Below are 17,148 nucleotides of genomic sequence, written 5' to 3' on the forward strand. Positions count from 1 at the left end.
GGCTAGTCCGCTCCCCAGCCAAACTCGGACATTTACCTTCGCGCCGGTATGCCGTGCCCTAGCTGCTAACCAATCTTGCCCAGCGCCTTGCGCGCGACGCTCTCAAGCTCCGGGTCGAGCGGCGGCGGGTCCCTGGGCACATGCGCTTCGAGCCGATCGGCGATCGCGGTCAGCGCGGCGATGCGCGCGGCCTGCTTGTCGTTGCCGTCGATCACGATCCAAGGTCCCCAGCGCGTATCGGTGCGGCGGAACATCTCGACCATTGCTTCCAGATAATCCGCGCGGCGTGCGCGGTTGCGGAAATCCTCAAGCCCGATCTTCCAGCGCTTCCACGGATGTTCGATGCGCTCCTTCAGCCGTACGTCCTGCGTCGCCTGCGTTACATGGACGAACAGCTTGACGATCGCGGTGCCCGAATCGGCCTGTTGCGCCTCGAATTCGTTGATCTCGTCATAGCCGCGCCGCCATTCCTCCTCGGTCGCAAAACCCTCGACGCGCTCGACGAGCACGCGGCCATACCAGCTGCGATCGAACACGCCGATGTCGCCGTCCATCGGCAGCTTCTGCCAGAAGCGCCAGAGGAAGTGCCGCGCTTTCTCTTCCGGCGTGGGGGCACCGATCGGCCAGACTTCGAAATAGCGCGGGTCCCATTTGCCGGTCAGCCGCTGGATGATGCCGCCCTTCCCCGCAGCGTCCCACCCCTCCAGCATCACGATGGATCGCTTGCTGTGGCAGATATGCGCCGCCTGGATGTGCGCGAGGCGCTTTTGCAGAGCGGCAAGGTCGGCCTCGTAATCGCCGGCATAAGGCGTGCCGGCTTCGAACTTGCTGAGATCGATCATGGCGCGATGGCGCGGACGGCAGGCTCGTCATCGGGCATGTGCGCGCTCCAATTGCCGCGCCGGTGCAACACGAGCGCGTAATAACCAGCGGACAGGATGATCTGCGCCGCCGTGGCGATCAAGCCGGGCCTTCCTTCGTCGACGTCAAGCCAGCTCGTCCAGCAGACGTAGCCGAGCGCGATCAGCGTGACGATCGGCGCGAGCGGATAAAGCGGCATCCGGTAGGGCGCATGCGCGGTCAGCCGGCGCGCGCGGCCGGCGATCGTGGCAGCGGCGATGCCTGCATAGATGGCGACAAGCCCGGTGCCGCTCAGCACCAGCAGGAACTGGAGCGGGACGAGGCAGCACAAGGTGCCGATGCCGCCCGCGAACAGCGTCGCCGCCCAGGGCGAATTGAGCCGCGGATGGATGAGAACGAACCAGCGGTCGATCGGCCGGCCCCAGCATTGGTCGCGGCCCGTCGCGTAGAAGAAGCGCGCGCAGGCGAGCACGCAGGCGATGATCGCGTTGACGATCGCGATGACGACCGCCACCGCGACAAGATCGCCGGCTCGGTCACCAGCGGTCGCGCGGACGAGCGCGCCGAACGGATCGTCGCCCGCCAAGACCTGCGCAAGATCGGGTGCTGCCACGAGGACCGCGACGAGCGGCGCGATTTCCAGCGCGAGCGTTAACAGCAAAGCGAGCAGAATGGCGCGCGCGATGCGGCGCGGCGCCTCGTGCATTTCCTCGCCGAAATAGACCGCCGCGCCATAGCCATTGAGCGCGAAGATGGCGATCGTCGCTGCGACGCCAATACCGCCGGCGCTCGCTGGGATCAGGCCTGCCCCCGTTGCCATGACCGGACGGACGAGCAAGTCGAACGCCGGGCGGACCGCCGCACCCGCGCCAAGCCACACCACGCCGATCAACGCCGCAACCTCGACCAGCAGAAACGCGCCGGTGATCCAGGCATTGGTGCGGATGCGCAGCAGCGCGACCAACGTTGCCCCAGCGACAACCGCCATAGCCGTCGGGATCGGCGCCAGACCGGGGACGAGGTCGCTCAGCAACGCGCTGATCCCCAGGGCGATTGCGGGTGGAAACAGCAGGTTGTTGAAAACATTGATGCCCAGCATCACGAAACCCGCCAGCGGCCCCAGCGTGCGCGCAACCGCGACATATTCGCCGCCCGCCACCGGCCACGCGGACGACAGCTCGGCATAGATGAAGCCGGTCGCCACGCACACCAACGCCGCGATCAGCATTGCCCAGACCGCGCCCGTGCCCGCTGCATGGAGCATGCCGGGCACGATGACGAACACCGATGACGCGGGCGACGTAACCGACAGCGTCAGGAACAACACCCCTGCCACCCCCAGGCTGCGCGTCAGTCGTGCGGGCGCTTGGGGCTGGAGCTGGTGGTCGAGCATCGTGCGGATATGTCTAGCGGCAATTGGTTGAGAAGGAGGAAAGCATGGCTCCGCCCTTCCCCACCGCCGCTAACCCTTGCCGCCGGGCTGATCGACCAGCCTGATGTGCAGCTCCTTCAGCTGCTTCGGCGTCGCGTAGTTGGGCGCGCCCATCATCAGGTCTTCGGCCTTCTGCGTCATCGGGAAGGTGATGACTTCGCGGATATTGGGTTCGTCTGCCAGCAGCATCACGATGCGGTCGACGCCCGGTGCCGATCCCCCGTGCGGCGGCGCGCCGAACTTGAACGCATTGATCATGCCGGCGAAATTGGTGTCGACCTGTTCCTGCGTGTAGCCGGCAATCTCGAATGCCTTATACATGATCTCGGGCCGATGGTTACGGATCGCGCCCGACGACAGCTCCACGCCGTTGCAGACGATGTCATATTGATAGGCCAGGATATCGAGCGGGTCCTTGGTCTCCAGCGCTTCCAGCTCGCCCTGCGGCATGCTGAACGGGTTGTGGCTGAAGTCGATCTTCTTCGCGTCCTCGTCATATTCGAACATCGGGAAATCGACGATCCAGCAGAATTCGAAGCGGCTGTGGTCGATCAGCTCTAGCTGCTGCGCGATGCGCGTGCGGCCGAGGCCCGCGAGCTTGGCCGCCTGCGCTTCTTTGCCGGCAGCGAAGAACAGGCCATCATCAGGGCCAAGGCCGAGGCTGTCGTACAGCGCAGCCATCTTGTCCTCGCCATGGTTCTTGGCAATCGGGCCGCCGAACTCGCCGCCCTTGCGAGTAACATAGCCGAGGCCGGCAAAGCCTTCGCTCCGCGCCCATTCATTCATATCGTCGAAGAATTTGCGGCTTTTGTCGGCAGTGCCCGGCGCCGGGATCGCGCGGACGACATCGCCGCCCGAGACGATGCGGTCGAACAAGCCGAAGCCTGATCCCTTGAACGCTTCCGACACATCGGTGATCAGCAGCGGATTGCGTAAATCAGGCTTGTCGCTGCCATATTTCAGCAGCGATTCCTTGTACGGAATGCGCTTGAACGGCAGCGGGCTGACGGTGCGGCCCTTGCCCTGCCAGTCGGCGAATTCCTCGAACACGCCATGCAGCACCGGTTCGATCGCGGCGAAGACGTCGTCCTGCGTCACGAAGCTCATCTCGAAATCGAGCTGGTAGAATTCGCCGGGCGAGCGATCAGCGCGCGCATCCTCGTCGCGGAAGCAAGGCGCGATCTGGAAATAGCGATCGAACCCCGCGACCATCAGCAGCTGCTTGAACATCTGCGGCGCCTGGGGGAGCGCGTAGAATTTGCCGGGGTGGACGCGGCTCGGCACGAGATAATCGCGCGCGCCCTCGGGGCTCGACGCGGTCAGGATTGGCGTCTGGAATTCGGTGAAGCCCTGGTCGATCATCCGACGGCGCAGGCTCGCGATTACCTGGCTGCGCAGCAGGATATTGGCGTGGAGCTTCTCGCGGCGCAGATCGAGGAAGCGGTAGCGCAGGCGGATGTCCTCAGGGTAATCGGCCTCGCCCGCCACCGGCATCGGCAGCTCCTGCGCGGCGGACTGCACCACCGCCTCGGTCGCGCGCACTTCGATCGCGCCGGTCGGCAGATTGGGGTTCACCGCCTCGCTCGCGCGGGCGACGACTTTGCCCGTCACCGTCACCACGCTCTCGGCGCGCAGACTCTCGATTACCTTGAAGGCCGGACCATCGACTTCGCTCACGATCTGGGTGATGCCATAATGATCGCGCAGATCGACGAAGACGAGATCGCCATGGTCGCGCTTCTTGTGCACCCAGCCGGACAGGCGAACGGTCTCGCTGACATGGTCGCGGCGCAGCTCGGCGCAGTTATGGGTACGGTAGGCGTGCATTACGTGGGCGTCTCTTTGTCTTGGCGTCACCCTGGCGAGAGCCAGGGTCTCAGGCGATGGCGCGAACCGGCATGAGATGCCAGCCTGCGCTGGCATGACGGTAATGTGATGGCGCAGCGCTTCTCCGCGCCACGCAACTTTTGTCAAGCACGCACGGCCTCGCTATGGCGGCGTGATGCACGTTCACGACCTTATCACTGACAGCGCAACGCTCGCCAATCTCTGCCACCGCCTCGCCAAGGCCGACTTTGTCTGCGTCGATACCGAATTCATGCGCGAGAACAGCTATTATCCCGAGCTGTGCCTGATCCAGATCGCCGACAAGGACGAGGCCGCCGCGATCGACCCGATGGCGCCGGGCATCGATCTGGCGCCGCTGATCAGCCTGCTGGTCGACAATGAAGACGTGCTCAAGGTCTTTCACGCCGGTGGGCAGGATATCGAGATCGTCTATAATCTGAGCGGCAAGACGCCGCATCCGCTGTTCGACACCCAGATCGCCGCGATGGCGCTGGGGCTGGGCGAGCAGGTCGGCTATTCAAGCCTGGTGGAGAGCTATCTCGGCATTTCGGTCGACAAGGGTGCGCGCTTCACCGATTGGAGCCGGCGCCCGCTCGATGCGCGGCAAATCGATTACGCGATCGGCGATGTCACGCATCTGGCGCGCATTTTCCCCAAGATGCTCGATAAATTGCGCAAAACCGGGCGCGGCGCGTGGCTCGATCAGGAAATGGAGCGCCTCGCCGACCCCGCCAACTACGCCAACGACCCCGACAAGGCGTGGCAGCGTGTCCGCGTACCGAGCCGCAAGCCCGATGTGCTCGGCCGGCTCAAGGCGCTGGCGCGGTGGCGCGAAATCGAGGCGCAAGGCAAGGATTTGCCGCGCGGACGCATCGTTAAGGACGAGACGCTCGCCGATCTCGCTGGGCACCCGCCGCGTAAGCAGGCCGATCTGGCGAAGGTGCGCGGGCTATCGGCGGCTTGGGCATCGAACGATATCGGCGGCCGGCTGATGGCGGCGCTGGAAGACGCGCAGCCGCTGAGCGCTGCCGAAATGCCGCCGCGTGACGATCGCAAGCCGGGGCTGGGCAAGGAAGGCGCGCTGGTCGCTGACCTGTTGAAACTGCTGCTCAAGATCCGCGCGCGCGAGATTGATGTTGCGCCCAAATTGCTCGCGCGCAGCGATGAGCTTGAGTTGCTTGCCGCCGGCCAACGCACCGGGCTGGCAATGCTGGAGGGCTGGCGGTTTGAACAATTCGGCCGTGATGCCCTCGATCTGGTCGAGGGGCGCCTGGGCTTCGCGGTGCTGAACGGCAAGCTCAAGATGACGCGGACGGAGGCGTGATGCTGGGCAGAATGATCATTGGCGGTGCGTTGACGATGGCACTCGCCGCTTGCGCGAGTGACGGTACGCCGCCGCCGGCATCACCCCCTGCCCTTGCCATGACTTGCAAGGCCGATCGCGTGCAGGGGCTGGTCGGCACCGTCATCACCGACGAGATTGCTCAGCGCGCCAAGCGCCGCGCCCATGCCACGCTGCTGCGCGTGTTGCCGATGGGCGCGATGATGACGATGGATTACCGGACCGATCGGCTCAACATCATCCTCCGTCCCGGCAGGAAAGCCATGCGGGTGACCTGCGGCTGAGCCGAGCCGCGCCTGCTATTTCAGGTTGATGCCCATCACCGCGCTGCGATCGAACGCGGCGGCCAGCGCCTTGTGGCGGCGCTCGACCGTCTCGCCGTAAAGCGGCAGGTCGCTTTGCTCGAGAAACAGCGACACCTGCTCGGCATTCGCTTCCAGCCGTGATCGTTGCAACGGCGCGGCGACGCCGCCGGAGAGCCGCTGCCCCAGCCGCATCGCCAGCCCCCATTGCCGCGCGCGCGCCAGATCATCTGCATCCGCCAGCAATTCGAGCGGCGCCGGCGTTCCGGTGCCGCCGCCAAGCCCGGTGAACAGCGCCTGCGCCATAATCGCGCGACCCGCCGCGTCGATCGCGACCCAATTGCCGTGCAACGCGATCTCGACGCCCCGTTCGGCCCGGAATTCGGGATTGGCGTGCCAGCCGACATCGGCGAGCAGGCAGGCAGCGTGGCGCAGCCGGGCCAGCGCTGGCGGCTCATCGCCGAACAGCGGCGCGATCCAGCCATCGAGCAGATCGCCATGCTCGGCAAAGCGCCCAAGCCGGCGCCCCTCGTCGCGGGCGGCGACGATCAGCGGGTCTTGCGCGCGCTCCTCGGCGGACAAAGCGCTGTAGAGCAGCCCTTCGCGCAAGCCGAAGGAGGAAACGATCGTCGTCGACGACCAGAGATGCTTGACCAGCACGCCCAGGATCGCGGCGGCATCGCCCAGCATCGGCACGCGACCCGCCGAAATATTCGGAATCGCGCGCAGCTTGCCCTTGCCGATATGCGCCAGCGTGCGGGTCAGCCGTGTGATCGCCTCGGCCGACATTTCATATTGGTGGATGATCGGCAGCGGATAGGCATGCAGCGCCATGTCGAGCCGCGCCAGCGCGCGCCACGAACCGCCGACGAGATAGAGGGGCAAACCGGCGCCGCGCCCGGTCCACCCAGCCTCCTCGATCAATTGGCCGACATGGTTGCGGAAACTGCGCGCGCCCTTCTCGCGCAACGCGGCGACGCGGAGCACCCCGAGCGGGAAGGATACGCGGTCCTGCACCGCGCCGCTTTTCACGCGGACGAGCTCAAGGCTGCCGCCGCCGAGATCGCCGACCACGCCATCGGCATCGGGGATTGCGGAGATGACGCCCTCCCCCGCTGCCACGGCCTCCTGATCGCCCGACAGCATCTGAACCGGCAGGCCGATCGCGCGCACGCGATCGAGCAGCTCCGGGCCATTCTCCGCATCGCGCACGGCGGCGGTGGCGACGACGCTCAGCCGGGCGACGTCCATCTCGCGCGCCAGGGCAGCAAAGCGGGTGAGCGCGGCGATCGCCGCGTCAATTGCCTTGTCTTCGATGCGGCCATTGGCGTTGATCCCCCGCCCGAGGCCGGCGAGCACTTTCTCGTTGAACAAAATGGCCGGGAGGCGCGCCGGCCCCTGATAAACGACGAGGCGAATCGAGTTCGAGCCGATATCGATGATCGCGGTGCGCGCATCGCCCACGGCTTCCGCGCGGGTCTTGCGGAACAACAGGGTCGCCATGGGCGCGCCCTGCCCTAGCGTCGCCGGCGCAGCGACAAGGTCGGCACCGCATCGCTCGACAGTGCCGCGCCGCGTCCGGACAGCGACGGGTTGGTCATGAAATAGCGGTGCAGGTTGAACGGCCGCGAACCGGGCTCGACGCGGACATAGCTGCCATCCGACTGCAATTCCCAGCTCTGCTCATTGTCGATCAGATTGGCGACCATCACCTGATCGAGCACCTGATCGTGGACGGTCTTGTTGGTGATCGGCAGCATATATTCGACGCGACGATCAAAATTGCGCGGCATCCAGTCGGCCGAGGAGATGAACAATTTCGCGCCGTCATTGGGCAGCGCCTTGCCGTTGCCGAATGCCCAGATGCGGCTGTGCTCAAGGAACCGCCCGACAACCGATTTCACCCGGATATGCTCGGACATGCCGGGCACGCCGGGCTTCAGGCAACAGATGCCACGGATGATGAGGTCGATCTCGACCCCGGCATTGCTAGCTTCATAAAGCTTCTCGATCACGGCGGGATCGACCACCGAATTCATCTTCGCCCAGATCGCGGCGGGCTTGCCGGAACGGGCGAAAGCGATTTCGCCATCGATGAGATCGACGAGCCGTTGGCGCAGGTCGCGTGGGGAAATGCCGATCAGCTCGAGCGCGGTCGGCTCGACATAGCCGGTCACATAATTGAACAGCTGCGCCGCGTCGCGACCGACGCGCGGATCGGCGGTGAAGAAGCTGAGATCGGTATAGATGCGCGCGGTGATCGGGTGGTAATTGCCCGTGCCGAAATGGCAGTAGGTGCGATAGACGCCGCCCTCGCGCCGCACCACCATCGACACCTTGGCGTGGGTCTTCCAGTCGATGAAGCCGTAGACGACCTGCACGCCGGCGCGTTCCAGCGCGGAGGCCCAGAGCAGATTCTGCTCCTCATCGAAGCGTGCCTTGAGCTCGACGACGGCGGTGACCGACTTGCCCGACTCGGCCGCCGCGATCAGCGCGTTGATGACGGCAGGCTGCTTGCCGGCGCGGTAAAGCGTTTGCTTGATCGCGACGACATCGGGGTCGGCCGCAGCTTGCTTCAGAAAGGCGAGGACGACGTCGAACGTCTCATATGGGTGATGGACGATGATGTCCTTGGCGCGGATCGCCGCGAAGCAATCGCCGCCATATTCGCGAATACGCTCGGGGAAGCGCGGGGTATAGGGCGGGAATTTCAGGTCGGGCCGATCCTCGTCGACGATGTCCGACAAATCACCGACGCCGAGGAACGCGCCGCCCTCGGTCACGAATGCGTCGCTGCCGCCAAGCTCGCCGCGTAGCACGTCGGAGAGGCTATCGGGCATGCCGGACTCGAGTTCGAGCCGGATCACTCGGCCGCGCCGCCGCCGCTTGATCGCGTTGGCGAAATAGCGAACGAGATCCTCCGCTTCTTCTTCGATCTCGATATCGCTGTCGCGCAGGACGCGGAATTCGGCGGCGCCAAGCACCCGATAGCCGGGAAAGACCAGCGCGGAGAAGCGCTTGACGAGCGATTCGGTCGCGACATAGCGCGCCTGCTCGCCCGGCAGGCGCACGAAGCGCGGCAAGGCGGCGGGCAGCATTACCAGCTCGCGCACCGGCGTCTCGTCCGACACGCGGACCAGGTCGAACATCACCGCCAGGCCCTTATTGGGCATGAACGGGAACGGGTGCGCGGGGTCGAGCGCCTGCGGCGTCAGGATCGGGAAAATCTGTTCGCGAAAATGCGTTTCGAGCCAGGCGATTTCGTCGGCTGACAGGGTTTCGTCGAGCGTCCGCGAGCCGAGCACGGCGATGCCGATGTCCGCCAACTGCCCGCGCAAGGTGCGCCACACGACGCGCTGGCTCTCGACGAGCCGATCCGCCTCCGCCACGATCGCCGCAAGCTGCTGCCCCGCCGTCAGGCCGTCGGGCGACATCTGCTCGACATCCTGAAGCTGCTGGCCCTTCAGCCCGGCGACACGGACCATGAAGAATTCGTCGAGATTGGAGCCCGAAATCGCCAGGAAGCGGAGCCGTTCGAGTAGCGGGTGCGCCGGGTTGCATGCCTCATCGAGCACCCGGCGATTGAACGCCAGCCAGGAAAGTTCGCGATTGAAGTAGCGATCGCCGTTGGTCAGCGCGAAGGCGTCATCGTCATCGTCGCGGATCGTCATCGGCGCGGGGCGGGTCATGGCCAGGGTCTGTACTCACATGCAACAGGGTCGAGACGGAGCGGATTTTGGTGCTGGGCGAGGAGCGAGAAGGGAGCGATGCCAAAGCATCGTGACCGACGAATGACGACGCAAGGCGCCAAAAGATGCCCGCCGCCTTTGGCGGTTGCCCGTGGAAGACCGCCGAGCTTCGTCGCTTGCTTGCGCGTAGCTATGGCTACGCGTCTGCGCTGCGCTCCTCGTCGGCGGTCTTCCACGGGCAATCTCGATCCCTGTTGCATGTGAGTACAGACCCTAAGGCGACTCGGCGTTGGAGGAGCGATCGGGCAACAGCTCGGCTGCCGCCAATGTGGCGCGCGCGAACGGGATGGACAAGCGTTTCCGCTGTTCGAACGCGGCTTGCTCCAGCGCATCGACCGCGCGGATGATCGCGAGATGGCTGCGATCGACGCGTGCGAGCAGCCAGAGGATGAGTTCGGGGCGCGCATCGATGCCGCGGCGGAGGAACAGCCGCTCGAACAAGGCCTGGCGCAGGAAATCATCGGGCGGCTCGATGGCGAGGTGCGGCGTCGCATTGAGGCGCGAGCGCAGATCGGGCAATCGCACAGCCCAAGCCGGCGGTGGCTCATCGGCAATGATCAGCAGCGGCCGGCGGCTTGTCTGCGCGGCGTTCCAGGCGTGAAACAGCTCGGCTTCGAGCTGGCGCTCGGCATCGTCGATCACGCGGCCGTGGCTTTGTTCGACGAACAGCCGGCCAAGCAGGCTGCGCCCCGATTTGCGCGGGCCGGTCAATAACGCTGCCATCACCGGCCATGTCGCCCAGCGGCGCAATTGCTGGACGGCATGTTCGTTCGAGCTGCTCATGATGAATTCACCGTCTGCCCGCGCGTCGGGCAAGACCAACGGTAACGCGAATTGCTTCATCCCTCGGTCTTGGTGCCGGTCTTTGCGTCGGGCAACGGTGTCGGTGGGCCGCTCGGGCGCTCGATACGGATCACGCCGTTGCCGCGCTGAACCCGCCAGCCGCGCGCCTCAAGCGCTGCTGCCAAAGAGCTAGCGTCGCCCTGATAGGTGACCTTCATCACCGAAATCGCGCCGAGCGCCAGGCTGGAGGTGACGACCTGGCTCGCCCCCGGCACGTCGCGGATCGATGCTTCCGCCGTCGTCACGGCCCCCGCGTTCGGCGTATCGACCTGCACGGTGATCGTGTTGGCGCCGGCAACCTCGGTGGTGTCGTCGACGATCAGCGAATTATCGCCAACATCTTCGGCAACCGCCGCAGCAGGCGGGCGATAGGCCAGGCCGGGATCGGGCTGGAACAGATCGGCGGCGAGCGCGCGCTGATACATCGCGTCGATCCGCTGCACGCCGGCATCGAGCAGCGCCGGCAACGCGTCGGCATTGGCGACGCGGATGGCGAACTTGCCGAGCAGCAGGTTGTCGGGGCCGTAGCGTGCCTGGAACGTCGCAACGATCGGACCGCCCGGCCATTGCCGGTACAGATGCACGATCGGGATCAGCACGTTGGCCGCGCCATATTGCGTCAGGATCGCGCGCCACCAGCCCCGCCCCGGGCGCAGTACCTGGCCGGTGTTCATCAGCAGCGCGTCGGGGCCGGTGCCGGCGGGGCGGACATAGTCGATCGTGCTGTTGCCGGCGCGGAAGCGTGACCAGGCCTCGAGCCACGGGGTTTTCGTTTCGAACGCGCGGCCAACGCCGCCCGACCAGATGATCGGGATCACCAGCATCGGCGTCGAGCGCGCCTGGCCGATCGAAATGCCAAGCAAATCGCCCGCGCGCGCGCGATTGAACTCGACGCCCAGCCGCGCAATGTAGCGATTGCCGCCGATCTGCTCATTCTCGACGACGATCGCCGACACGACCGAATCGAGCGTGCCGTCCGACAGCGAGCCACCCCGGCCATAGCGCCGCGCCAGCATCTCCCACCCCTTGCGCTGCGCGATCCGCCAACCGGCGAGCCGCGCGGCGCTGGAGGTTTTGCCGACGACGTCGACGTCGATGCCCCCAATCTCAAGACTGCTGCCATCGTCATAATTGGCGGCGCGCGGGGCGCGGACTGGCGCTTCGCTATCCTGCGCCAGCACGGCCGTGCCCAACCCGGCAAGCACGAGCAGCGGGATAAGCGTGGCGGTCGGCGGCAGGCGGTGGCAGATCATCGGCCGCCCTTTTGGCGAAGCAGGCGTGGAAATCCAAGCGCGATGTGGCTAGGGCGCGAGTGATGGACGACACAAAAGGCGACAGCGCCGGTTACACCTATGCTCAGGCAGGCGTTTCGATCGCGGCGGGCAATGCGCTTGTCCGTGCGATTGCGCCGCTCGCGCGCGCGACACGGCGGCCGGGTGCGGATGCCGATCTTGGCGGATTTGGTGGCTTTTTCGATCTGCGCGCCGCCGGGTTCGTCGATCCGCTGCTGGTCGCGGCGAATGATGGCGTCGGCACCAAGCTCAAGCTCGCGATCGATTGGGACCGGCATGACGGCGTCGGCATCGACCTCGTCGCGATGTGCGCCAACGACTTGATCGTGCAAGGCGCCGAGCCGCTGTTCTTTCTCGATTATTACGCGACCGGCAAGCTCGACCCCGCCATCGCCGAGAAGGTCGTCGCCAGCATCGCGGAAGGGTGCCGCGTCGCCGGCTGCGCGCTGATCGGCGGTGAGACGGCGGAAATGCCGGGGATGTATGCGGCCGGCGATTATGATCTTGCCGGTTTCTGCGTTGGCGCGGTCGAGCGCGACCGGGTGCTGACCGGCGCGACCATCGCGCCCGGCGATGTCGTGCTTGGGCTGGCGTCGTCGGGGGTGCATTCCAATGGCTTTTCGCTCGTCCGCCGGCTCGCGGCCGACAAAGGCTGGCGGCTCGACCGCCCCGCCCTGTTCGATCTCGACACGCTGCTGATCGATGCGCTGATGGCGCCGACGCGAATCTATGTGAAGAGCCTGTTGCCGCTCGTCCGTGAGCGCCGGATCAAGGGGTTAGCGCACATTACGGGCGGTGGGCTGCTCGAAAATATCCCGCGCGTGCTGCCCGAGGGGTGCCATGCGATGATTGAGGCGGATCGCTGGGAGCAGCCTCGGCTGATGGCCTTCCTCCAAGCCCAAGGAGCGATCGAGCCGGGCGAAATGGCGCGGACGTTCAATTGCGGCATCGGCATAGCGGTAATCGTCGACGAAGCGCAGGCACAAGCCGTTGCCGCTGCGCTCGGCGAAGCTGGCGAAACAGTCCACACCATCGGCCATATCGCCGCCGGCGAGCGCGGCTGCACGGTCAGCGGCTCGCCGGAAGCCTGGAGTGCTCGCGCTCCTTGGTCGGCCACGCACCATGGCTGAAGATCGCGTCCTGCCCAAGGCAAGGGTAGCGGTGCTGCTCTCCGGGCGGGGCAGCAATTTCGCCGCTTTGCTGTTCGCGTCGCGCGATCCGGATTGCCCCTATGAGATCGTGATGGCGATCAGCGACATCGCCGATGCCGGCGGGCTGCACGTTGCGCGGGCAGAGGATGTGCCCGTCTTCACGCCCACGTCGACCGACAAGGTGGCTTTCGAGGTCGAAACGAACCGCCTGCTTGTTCATGCAAAGATCGATGTCGTCGTGCTCGCCGGCTTCATGCGCATTCTCAGCGCCAAATTCGTCGAGCAATGGGAAGGCCGCATCCTCAACATCCACCCGTCGCTGCTGCCTAAATATAAGGGGCTGCGCACCCATGCGCGCGCAATGATCGATGGCGAAAGCCACACCGGCTGCTCGGTTCATCTTGTGACGGCCAAGCTCGATGATGGACCGGTGCTTGGCCAGACGCCGGTCGCGATCATGCCCGGCGAGGATGTCGAGACATTGGCCAACCGGGTGCTGATTGCCGAGCACGAACTCTATCCGCGCGTGCTCCGCGCCTTTTGCCGGCGATGACCCCTGAGGCGCTCGCCGCGCTCGATCGCGTCCGGGCAATTGCTCTGGCGCTGCCCCGCGCCGATGAGCGGCTGTCGCATGGATCGCCGGGGTTTTTCATCACGAAAGGCAAGTTCTTCGCCTATTTCTGGCATAACCATCATGGCGACGGCATGACCTGCGTGCATGTGAAGACGAGCGGGCGCGAAGAGCAGGCGATGCTCGTCGAGATGGACCCTGATTTCTATTTCATTCCGCCCTATCTTGGGTCGAGCGGCTGGATCGGGCTGCGGCTGGATCAGCCTGACACCGATTGGGCCGACACCGATTGGGATCGCGTCGCCGATCGGGTGCGGATGAGCTGGGAAATGGTCGCGCCGCGCGGTTTGTTGGAGCAAGTCGATGAACGATGATGCCGCCGAAGCCGCAGCGATCCGCCGGCGCTGGATTACGCTCGGCGAAGGGGTTGCGGTCGCGGGGTTGATCGTCTCGGCGCTGGCGCTGTGGAACAGCTATGCCGATCGCCGCACCGATGAGGCGCAGAAGGCCGCCGAAACGCGCGCGCATAGCGCTGTTTTCCTCACCGCAACGCCACGCCATGGTGGCGAAGTGCTGGCGCTGAGCGATGCCCAACACCCGACGCAATCGCTCAGCATCGCCTTTCCGCCGTCGCTCGGGGTCGCGCCGCACACCGTCAGCGGTACGCTGGAACTCCGCGCGGACTGGATTGCCGATGCCGTGCTCGCCGCCGCCGACAAGAGCGGCGCGCGCCAAGGCCGCCTGCCCGTTGTCATCACCGCGCATTACTGGGATGGTGACAACGACGTCAGCGACGCGGCGATTTATGACGTGATGTGGCGATCGGAAGCGCGGCTACTGCGTGGCCACGCCCTCCGGCTGACCGGCATGGTGCTCCGCCAGCGCAAGGATGCTACCCCGGCGCGGGCGGATGTTTTGTGGAAGTCTGCAGTGGCGGGCTCACGCTGAGCCCGCCCTCCGATCAGCCGACGATTTCTTCCGGCTTGAAGAAATAGGCGATCTCGATCGCGGCATTCTCGTCCGAATCCGAGCCATGCACCGAATTGGCTTCGATCGACTCGGCCAGCTCCTTGCGGATCGTGCCGGGCTCGGCATTGGCCGGGTTGGTCGCGCCCATGATGTCGCGGTTGCGCTGCACGGCGTTCTCGCCTTCCAGCACCTGAACGACGACCGGGCCCGAGACCATGAAGGCTACGAGATCGTTGAAGAACGGCCGCTCGCGGTGGACGGCGTAAAAGCCCTCGGCCTGCTCGCGCGTCATCTGGATGCGCTTGGACGCGACGACGCGCAGGCCGGCTTCCTCCAGCATCTTGGTGACCGCGCCGGTCAGGTTGCGGCGAGTGGCATCGGGCTTGATGATCGAGAAAGTGCGCGTCGCGGCCATGGCTGGTGCGGGTCCTGTGTTTAGGAGAGGAAAGGGATCGGGTCGGCGCGCCTTTAGCCGCGCGACGGAGCGCCGGCAAGTGCGGGGTGTCAGGTGCGGTGGCGCGGATTGTGATCGCACGATATTGACCTTCCCCGGCGAACGCCGGGGCCCAGTCGTACTCGCTGTGAAACTGGGCCCCGGCCTTCGCCGGGGAAGTCGAAAAGGTTAGGCCGCCTGCTCCCAGCCGCTTGCCGTCTGCTTCCAGTATCGCCGGGCGACATCGGGCTTGTCGGCCAGGCTGCGCCACGCGGCCCGCGCCTCGGCAATGCGGTCATCGTCGAAGAAGTGGAAGGCGCGGCCAAAGGCGAGCGCTTCATCGCGCCAGATGCCGTCCGCCAGTGCGATCGCTTGCGCGCTATTCACGGCGCCCGTGTCACCTGCGATCAGCACCGGCTGACGCGCGTCATCCCCTGCTCCGGCCTGAGCGTGCGGCAGGAAACTGTCGGGCGTGTACGTCCACAGGGCCTTGTCGAGCGCCTCTCGCTGCGCCGCTTCGGCCGACACGACAAGCAAGCGCTCCCCGCTCGCTAAAACGCGCTCGGCGATACGCGGCAGCACGCGGTCGAGCGGGCGGACGGCCAGGTGGTAGAAATCGACCTGCACGTTTTTCTCCGCTCGTCACCCCAGCGCAAGCTGGGGTCTCAAGCCGCCTGCGGCCCCAGCTTGCGCTGGGGCGACGACTGAAAAGCTAACCCTCGAAATTATCCGCGACGAACCGGTCAAGCAGCCGCACGCCGAAGCCGGTCGCGCCCTTGTCCCAGGTCGCGCCGGGCTTGTCGGCCCAGACCATGCCTGCGATGTCGAGATGCGCCCAGCGCACGCCCTTGTCGATGAAGCGCTGCAGGAATTGCGCGGCGGTGATTGAGCCGGCACCGCGTGGCCCGACATTCTTCATGTCGGCAATCGGGCTGTCGATCAGCTTGTTGTACGCATCCGCCAGCGGGAAGCGCCACAGCAAGTCACCCGTCGCCTTGCCGGCGGAAAGCAGCTGATCGGCCAGGCTGTCATCATTGGCGAACAGCCCGCCATGCTCGTTGCCCAGGCTGATGATCATCGCGCCGGTGAGTGTCGCCAGATCGACGATCGTCTTGGGCTGATAATTTTTTTGCACCCAGGTCAGCGCGTCGCACAGCACCAGCCGCCCTTCGGCATCGGTGTTGAGGATTTCGATCGTCTGGCCCGACATCGAGGTGACGATGTCGCCGGGGCGTTGGGCGTTGCCATCAGGCATGTTCTCGACGAGGCCGCAAATGCCGACGACGTTCGCCTTGGCCTTGCGTAGCGCCAGCGCTTTCATCGCGCCGGCGACGGCGCCCGCGCCGCCCATGTCCCACTTCATGTCTTCCATGCCGGGCCCGGGCTTCAGCGAGATGCCGCCGGTGTCGAAGGTCACGCCCTTGCCGACCAGCGCCAGCTCGGTGTCGCCATTGCCGCGACCGCGCCAGTTGAGCACCAGCAATTGGCCTTCGCGGACCGAGCCTTGCGACACACCGAGCAGCGCCCCCATGCCGAGCGCACGCATCTCGTCCTCGCCGAGCACGGTGATGTCGATGCCGAGCCCGGCCAGGTCCTCACGGACGCGCTCGACGAAGCTCACCGGGTAAATGATGTTCGGCGGCTCGGAGACCAAGGTGCGCGTCAACGCAAGACCGTCCGACACCGCTGATTGCGCGGCCCAAGCGGCGGGCGTGCCCTCGGGCGCGGCGACCAAAGTCAGCGTTGTCAGGCTCGGCTTCTGCTTGGCGGTCAGCTTGGTGCGATAGGTGTCGATGCGCCAGCCGCGCTGGACCGCACCAGCGGCGAGACGCGCTGCCGCCTTGGCCGTCGGCGCCCCAGGCAGCGCGCCGAAGTCCACCGCGACCGATGTACGGCCCGACGTCAGGAATCGCGCTGCAAGCGCTCCGCCTGCCCGCTCATAATCGGCCTCGCTGCCAGCACCCACGCCGACCAGTACAACTTGGACCACGGCGCTGCCCAACTTGACGAAAGCCTCCGCCATGCTGCCCACTTCGCCTTCGAACCGATGCGCAGCGGCTGCGTTGAGCACGAGATCGCGCGCGCCATCGTCAAACCCGCCCAAGGTCAGCCGGTCGAGCCCGTCCTTTTCCACCGGCAGCGCGAGAACCGCGACATCTGCGGGGCGAGCGGCGGCAAATTGTATGTCCATGAAAACTCCGATACGCACACGATTGTGGTGATATGCTGTCCCCTTAGGCCAGCTTGGCGGCGCTGGCAAAATGTCCGGATTTCCGCGCCGTCGCGCCCGCTGCCCGGCAAAGGATTGCGCGCACGGGCCCCAATGCGATAGGGCCAGCCGATCGCACAGCGCGA

The 17,148-nt window shown here is 65.8% G+C and carries 16 protein-coding genes; 6 read left to right on the plus strand and 10 right to left on the minus strand.

Features of this window, described 5'->3' with window-relative positions; translation table 11 throughout:
* Positions 1-65: 65 nt before the first annotated feature.
* The 3 genes from ACLB0R_RS15200 to aspS all read right to left on the minus strand — a co-directional run bounded on the left by ACLB0R_RS15200 (position 66) and on the right by aspS (position 4,120).
* Entirely contained in the window at positions 66-842 is a 777-nt protein-coding gene (locus ACLB0R_RS15200; RefSeq protein ID WP_416644193.1) for a polyphosphate kinase 2 family protein, read from the minus strand.
* Positions 839-2,254 (minus strand): APC family permease, encoded by a 1,416-nt coding sequence (locus ACLB0R_RS15205; protein WP_416644194.1) that lies wholly within the window; start codon positions 2,252-2,254, stop codon positions 839-841. The genes ACLB0R_RS15200 and ACLB0R_RS15205 overlap by 4 nt, the downstream gene beginning before the upstream one ends.
* 69 nt (positions 2,255-2,323) lie before the next feature.
* Complete coding sequence (aspS, locus tag ACLB0R_RS15210; protein WP_416644195.1) at positions 2,324-4,120, minus strand: aspartate--tRNA ligase; 1,797 nt, start codon at positions 4,118-4,120, stop codon at positions 2,324-2,326.
* A gap of 175 nt (positions 4,121-4,295) precedes the next feature.
* Here aspS and rnd point away from each other — a divergent pair, with 175 nt between their 5' ends.
* Both rnd and ACLB0R_RS15220 read left to right on the plus strand, forming a co-directional pair.
* Entirely contained in the window at positions 4,296-5,465 is a 1,170-nt protein-coding gene (rnd, locus tag ACLB0R_RS15215; protein WP_416644196.1) for a ribonuclease D, read from the plus strand.
* Positions 5,465-5,767: an I78 family peptidase inhibitor gene (locus tag ACLB0R_RS15220; protein ID WP_416644197.1), complete on the plus strand. Its 303-nt coding sequence runs from the start codon at positions 5,465-5,467 to the stop codon at positions 5,765-5,767. The genes rnd and ACLB0R_RS15220 overlap by 1 nt, the downstream gene beginning before the upstream one ends.
* 15 nt (positions 5,768-5,782) lie before the next feature.
* On the opposite strand, the gene ACLB0R_RS15225 is transcribed toward ACLB0R_RS15220, so the two are convergent.
* The 4 genes from ACLB0R_RS15225 to ACLB0R_RS15240 form a co-directional block, all read right to left on the minus strand.
* Positions 5,783-7,288, minus strand: a complete 1,506-nt coding sequence (locus ACLB0R_RS15225) for a Ppx/GppA phosphatase family protein (protein WP_416644198.1) — start codon at positions 7,286-7,288, stop codon at positions 5,783-5,785.
* Between the two features lie 14 nt (positions 7,289-7,302).
* Positions 7,303-9,474 (minus strand): RNA degradosome polyphosphate kinase, encoded by a 2,172-nt coding sequence (locus tag ACLB0R_RS15230; protein WP_416644199.1) that lies wholly within the window; start codon positions 9,472-9,474, stop codon positions 7,303-7,305.
* A 273-nt stretch (positions 9,475-9,747) separates the two neighbouring features.
* Positions 9,748-10,377 (minus strand): HdaA/DnaA family protein, encoded by a 630-nt coding sequence (locus tag ACLB0R_RS15235; protein ID WP_416644200.1) that lies wholly within the window; start codon positions 10,375-10,377, stop codon positions 9,748-9,750.
* Entirely contained in the window at positions 10,374-11,630 is a 1,257-nt protein-coding gene (locus tag ACLB0R_RS15240) for a heavy-metal-associated domain-containing protein (RefSeq protein ID WP_416644201.1), read from the minus strand. The genes ACLB0R_RS15235 and ACLB0R_RS15240 overlap by 4 nt, the downstream gene beginning before the upstream one ends.
* A gap of 62 nt (positions 11,631-11,692) precedes the next feature.
* On the opposite strand from ACLB0R_RS15240, the gene purM reads away from it, so the two are divergent.
* The 4 genes from purM to ACLB0R_RS15260 are packed head-to-tail and all read left to right on the plus strand — an operon-like array spanning position 11,693 to position 14,339.
* On the plus strand, positions 11,693-12,799 hold the full coding sequence (gene purM, locus ACLB0R_RS15245; RefSeq protein WP_416644202.1) for a phosphoribosylformylglycinamidine cyclo-ligase: 1,107 nt from the start codon (positions 11,693-11,695) through the stop codon (positions 12,797-12,799).
* Positions 12,792-13,373 (plus strand): phosphoribosylglycinamide formyltransferase, encoded by a 582-nt coding sequence (gene purN, locus ACLB0R_RS15250; protein WP_416644203.1) that lies wholly within the window; start codon positions 12,792-12,794, stop codon positions 13,371-13,373. Before purM ends, purN begins: the two co-directional genes overlap by 8 nt.
* Positions 13,370-13,765 (plus strand): MmcQ/YjbR family DNA-binding protein, encoded by a 396-nt coding sequence (locus tag ACLB0R_RS15255; RefSeq protein WP_416644204.1) that lies wholly within the window; start codon positions 13,370-13,372, stop codon positions 13,763-13,765. The genes purN and ACLB0R_RS15255 overlap by 4 nt, the downstream gene beginning before the upstream one ends.
* Entirely contained in the window at positions 13,755-14,339 is a 585-nt protein-coding gene (locus tag ACLB0R_RS15260; RefSeq protein WP_416644205.1) for a hypothetical protein, read from the plus strand. Before ACLB0R_RS15255 ends, ACLB0R_RS15260 begins: the two co-directional genes overlap by 11 nt.
* Positions 14,340-14,352: 13 nt before the next feature.
* On the opposite strand, the gene ndk is transcribed toward ACLB0R_RS15260, so the two are convergent.
* The 3 genes from ndk to ACLB0R_RS15275 all read right to left on the minus strand — a co-directional run bounded on the left by ndk (position 14,353) and on the right by ACLB0R_RS15275 (position 16,984).
* Complete coding sequence (gene ndk / locus ACLB0R_RS15265; RefSeq protein WP_416644206.1) at positions 14,353-14,775, minus strand: nucleoside-diphosphate kinase; 423 nt, start codon at positions 14,773-14,775, stop codon at positions 14,353-14,355.
* A gap of 207 nt (positions 14,776-14,982) precedes the next feature.
* Positions 14,983-15,420 carry a DNA polymerase III subunit chi gene (locus tag ACLB0R_RS15270; protein ID WP_416644207.1) on the minus strand — a complete coding sequence of 146 codons (438 nt, stop codon included), beginning with the start codon at positions 15,418-15,420 and terminating at the stop codon, positions 14,983-14,985.
* Positions 15,421-15,505: 85 nt separating this feature from the next.
* A complete protein-coding gene (locus tag ACLB0R_RS15275; protein WP_416644208.1) occupies positions 15,506-16,984 on the minus strand; it encodes a leucyl aminopeptidase in 1,479 nt (492 codons plus the stop codon).
* Positions 16,985-17,148 lie beyond the last annotated feature (164 nt).

The organism is Sphingomonas sp. GlSt437 (genome assembly GCF_048015635.2).
In the GTDB taxonomy this organism is placed as follows: domain Bacteria; phylum Pseudomonadota; class Alphaproteobacteria; order Sphingomonadales; family Sphingomonadaceae; genus Sphingomonas.